The organism is Gilliamella sp. W8128 (genome assembly GCF_016100545.1).
GTDB classification, from domain to species: domain Bacteria; phylum Pseudomonadota; class Gammaproteobacteria; order Enterobacterales; family Orbaceae; genus Gilliamella; species Gilliamella apis.
In genome coordinates, this window is record NZ_JACFSE010000018.1 from 1 (window position 1) to 4,665 (window position 4,665).

Genomic DNA, 4,665 nt, shown 5'->3' on the forward strand with positions numbered 1-4,665 from the left:
TTTTGTGGTTGTTTCTATACGGTGATTACGTCCGAGTTAAGAGGGTTGCCGCCAACCCTCTTTACAATCTCCCGCGGCGACCACGTAAGTGGTCACGATGTGACTACCTTCCGCCTTCGTTCGCTGTTAACGCTCCTTGCCAAACATCCTTGTTTGCCATGCTAACCTCACGCAGTTGTCAGCACGTTGCGAATGTCGCACCACAAAATCGCTTTTTATCGCCCTCTTCGTCAGCGCCATTGCCTTGGCAGGGCAATGATTATTTAATGCCCTAACGTTATTTTTCTTATCCTCAGCTTTAATACCTAAGAACTAAGAAATAATAGCTAAGGATAGACACAGATTCCGCCATGTTTGTTGTTGATATCCCCATTCCCATTCTCGGAAGACGCCCCAGCAACCTCACCTTCAACCGAGTAAACATAAAAAAACCTTTGAGTACTACCCACCCTATCTTGTGTCCAATATCTAAACCTCCCACCGCTGCCGTTGGCACCAGCGTAATTGCTCATACTCGCCCATTCCGTGATAAATCCTGCACCAATGTGACGCCGATAGTAATTATCAGGTGACGAAGGCGTTGCACCTACTGCACCTCCTTGACACCAAGCACCTGAATGCTCTCCCTGACAAGTCGCATTAGTTAAATCCTTGACCTTTGGAACACGGTATCCTCCAATCTTATTACACCAAGATTCCACACTAGAATAGTTACTTAGATAATCACCACGATTAACAAACCACTGCTTTAACACAAAACCATATTTGACCACCGCATTACCACTGCTATCACGACCGACTAACTCAAATGTCTGCGGTAAAGATGGTCTATCGATTCTACCTGGATTTTCTGATTGCCATTGCGAGCGTGTAGCAACAGGACCCGTTAGGGTGACTCGAACGCTGGTACTTGTTGAATTGGTCATCGTCGCCGTAATACCTTCATGAGAAACCGGCGCCCAAGATAAGGCCTGATTAGTGCCGGCAATAATTAAATCAAACCTCATAAGATTAGCGCCAGTAGTCGGGAAGTTTGAACCATAAGACGATGGTGTAACTGACTGTGGTAGAAAACCCTTACCAGATTGCCAAACGGCAGCAGAAAGACCTTTTCCACCATATGCGCTAGGTCTTGCAAAACAAATCACTGGCGCTGCCTTAGGTTTAATATAATAAGTGGCATTACTTGCACTAAAACGACTTTCATTAGGTACTCCATAACGTGTTGTTAATGTACCGTTAGTATTAGATAACGTTAGTCTATAAGGCGCTTTACAAATACTCAGTACTTCATTACGGGCAACAGCTTGATTATTTTTATCGACAATGGATAAATTTAAACTACCGGTAGCTGTGACACCATTAACTCCTTGACCATCGCCATCATCATCACCCCAATAATTATACGGTGTGCCAATAAGTGAACTTAATGCAATAGAATCAGTATTCCTTGGTACTAACATACCAATATCATTAAAACTCTGACCATCAACAGGTAAAATGATAGGATTGTCTCTTGAATTAGTGGTTGTGGGAGTAAATGTTCTACCATCAGAAAGGGATATCCTGAGTAGCGCTTCGGTATTTGTCACCCGAGTAAGACCACCATCAAAGGTTAAATATGGTGCTGAGCCATAAATAATATTGGTCGTTTTAGTGGTTAATGCATAATTAGCAAAAGAGATAGACTGTAATACAACCATGGTTAATACCAAAACCATCGGCCGAGGTAAACAGGCTAAACCAAGAAATTTTGAAAAATTTTGCCGGAATTTCGGAAATTTTGGAAATTGCTGAAATAATAAACTGCAGTGAAATAATAAACGGTGTGAGCTTAACTTTAGAAAGGTGAAATTATAGGTTGGGCAGGTTGCTTGTTGCTTGTTGCTTGTTGAAAATTATAATCCATATCAGATATCCTTGTCAATCCAATTTTATGATTTATTTAAAATTTTAAGCCTAACGGCATAAAATTTATCCATTCGTACAAATATGCTATAAAAGTATAGTGATTGGAAAAAACCATGCAACTTTTTTTGGCGGTTTAATTGTTAACTTTTGTAAAGATTAATGTAATATTACGTTTTAATTACTTCTTTAAAACCAATTTCGGAGAAACTTTAGGGGATTTTTAGGCTTTAAAAACCTCGTTCCGCAAATTTTTTTGGTTACTAGCTGATGTTATAACTAACGTTAGCGATTTATTGGATGGATTTTAGCTTTAAAAATCCCGTTCCTCAAAATTTTTTTGGTTCGCTGAGTTTCGGACGTTTGTTGTTTTGCGGTTGTTTCTATACGGTGATTACGTCCGAGTTAAGAGGGTTGGCGCCAACCCACTTTACCATCTCCCGCGGCGACTACGCAAGTGGTCACGATGTGACTGCCCTCCGCCTGCGTTCGCTGTTAACGCTCCTTGCCAAACATCCCTGTTTGCCATGCTTACCTCACTCAGTTGTCAGCACATTGCGAATGTCGCACCGCAAAATCGTTTTTATCGCCGACTTCGTCAACGTCAACGCCATTGCCTTGGCAGGGCGCAATGATTATTTAACACCCTAACGTTATTTTTTTTATCCTCAGCTTCAATACTTAAGAACTAAGAAATAATAGCTAACGAGGATAAGGATAGACACAGAGTCCGACAAGGTTGTCATGTCGTTCCCTAGGATTAGAGTATCCCATAGCACCATCGTAATTGACCACATAACTAACATTATCACTAAGATCATTAGGGCTATACACAGTCTTCGTCCAATAGGCCCCTCTTTGGAAGTTGGCACCCCTGTAATAGCGCATATCCCCCCATTCCGAGAAAAATCCTGCACCAATGTGACGTCTAGAGCGATTATCAGGTGACGCAGACGTAGAATTTATCCCTACAAAATCTCCACACTGCAAAGGTTTGGTAACACGCCATGGACAAGACACATTAACTAAATCCTTGACCCTTGGGAGAACGTATCCCGCATAAATACACCAATTTGACAGTTCAATACCCGTACTTACATAATTACTACGATTAACAAACCACTTCCGTAACACAAATCCATATTTGACCACCGCATTACCACTGCTATCACGACCAACTAACTCAAATACCTGCGGTAATGATGGTTTAGCGACTCTAGGATATTGTACTTGCCATTGCGATGATGGAGCAATAGGACCCGTTAGGGTGACTCGAACGCTGGTACTTGTTGAATCGGTCATCGTCGCCGTAATACCACCAAGAGAAACCGGAGCCCAAGATAAGGCCTGACTAACACCACTAATATCTAAATCAAAAAACAAATTATGAGCACCAGTAGTCGGGAAGTTTAAACTATAAGACGATGGCGTAACTGACTGGGTTAGAAAACCCTTATCAGGGTTCCAAATGGCAGCAGAAATACCACTACCCCTTAAGTTAGGTCTTGCATAACAAATCGCTGGCGATGATATATTAGGATTAATATAATAAGTGGCATTACCTGCACTAAAACGACTTTCATTAGGTACTCCATAACGTGTTGTTAATCTACCTTCACCATTAGATAAGGTTAATTTATATGGCGCTTTACAAATAGTCAGTACTTCATTACGGGCAACACGATTATTGTCTTTATCAACAATAGATAAATTTAAACTACCGGTAGCGGTGACGCCATTAACTCCTTGACCATCGCCATCATCATCTCCCCAATAATTATACGGTGCGCGAATAAGTGAACTTAATGCAATAGAATTAGTATTCGTTGGTACTAACGTACCAATATCCGCAGAACTCTGACCAGCAACAGGTAACTCAATAGGATTAGTTGAACTCGAATTATTGGTTGTGGGGGTGAATGTTCTACCATCAGAAAGGGATATCCCGAGTAGCGCTTCGGTATTGGTTACCCGGGTACGACCACCATCAAAGGTTAAATAAGGGGCTGAGCCATAAATAATATTGGTCGTTTTAGTGGTTAATGCATAATTAGAAAAAGAGATAGACTGTAAAACAACCACGGTTAATACCAAAACCATCGGCCGAGATAAACAGGCTAAACCAAGAAATTTTGAAAAATTTTGCTGAAATTTGGGAAATTTGGGAAATTGTCGAAATAATAAACTGCGGTTAAATAATAAACGGTGTGAGCTTAACTTTAGAAAGGTGAAATTATAGGTTGGGCAGGTTGTGTGTTGTGTGTTGTGTGTTGAAAATTATAATCCATATCAGATATCCTTGTCAATCCAATTTTATGATTTATTTAAAATTTTAAGCCTAATGGCATAAAATTTATCCATTCGTGTAAATATGCTATAAAAGTATAGTGATTGCAAAAAACCATGCAACTTTTTTTGGCGGTTTAATTGTTAACTTTTGTAAAGATTAATGTAATATTACCGCTTAATTACTCGCTTAAAACCAATTTCGGGGAAACTTTAGGGGGATTTTTAGGCTTTAAAAACCTCGTTCCTCAATTTTTTTGGTTGTTTGAGTTTCGGACGTTTTGTTGTTTGGTGGTTATTTCTATACGGTGATTACGTCCGAGTTAAGAGGGTTGGCGCGAACCCTCTTTACAATCTCCCGCGGCGACCACGCAAGTGGTCACTGCGTGACTGCCTTCCGCCTTCGTTCGCTCTTAACGCACCGGCTGTGATTTGTTCCTGACAAAGCACCGCCTTGGCAAACATCCCTGT

3 protein-coding genes are annotated in these 4,665 nt (G+C 40.8%); 1 reads left to right on the forward strand and 2 read right to left on the reverse strand.

Annotation, left to right across the window (positions count from 1 at the left end; all coding sequences use genetic code 11):
* Nucleotides 1–326: 326 nt before the first annotated feature.
* Nucleotides 327–1,721 (reverse strand): hypothetical protein, encoded by a 1,395-nt coding sequence (locus H3U97_RS11285; RefSeq protein WP_198198996.1) that lies wholly within the window; start codon nucleotides 1,719–1,721, stop codon nucleotides 327–329.
* Nucleotides 1,722–2,208: 487 nt separating this feature from the next.
* Here H3U97_RS11285 and H3U97_RS11290 point away from each other — a divergent pair, with 487 nt between their 5' ends.
* On the forward strand, nucleotides 2,209–2,559 hold the full coding sequence (locus H3U97_RS11290) for a hypothetical protein (RefSeq protein ID WP_198198997.1): 351 nt from the start codon (nucleotides 2,209–2,211) through the stop codon (nucleotides 2,557–2,559).
* A 51-nt stretch (nucleotides 2,560–2,610) separates the two neighbouring features.
* On the opposite strand, the gene H3U97_RS11295 is transcribed toward H3U97_RS11290, so the two are convergent.
* Nucleotides 2,611–4,008 (reverse strand): hypothetical protein, encoded by a 1,398-nt coding sequence (locus H3U97_RS11295; RefSeq protein ID WP_198198998.1) that lies wholly within the window; start codon nucleotides 4,006–4,008, stop codon nucleotides 2,611–2,613.
* Nucleotides 4,009–4,665 lie beyond the last annotated feature (657 nt).

Coding starts and splice junctions, on each gene's coding strand:
- H3U97_RS11285 (WP_198198996.1), bottom strand. CDS start 1,721: ATGGTTTTGGTATTAACCATGGTTGTATTACAGTCTATCTCTTTTGCT.
- H3U97_RS11290 (WP_198198997.1), top strand. CDS start 2,209: ATGGATTTTAGCTTTAAAAATCCCGTTCCTCAAAATTTTTTTGGTTCG.
- H3U97_RS11295 (WP_198198998.1), bottom strand. CDS start 4,008: ATGGTTTTGGTATTAACCGTGGTTGTTTTACAGTCTATCTCTTTTTCT.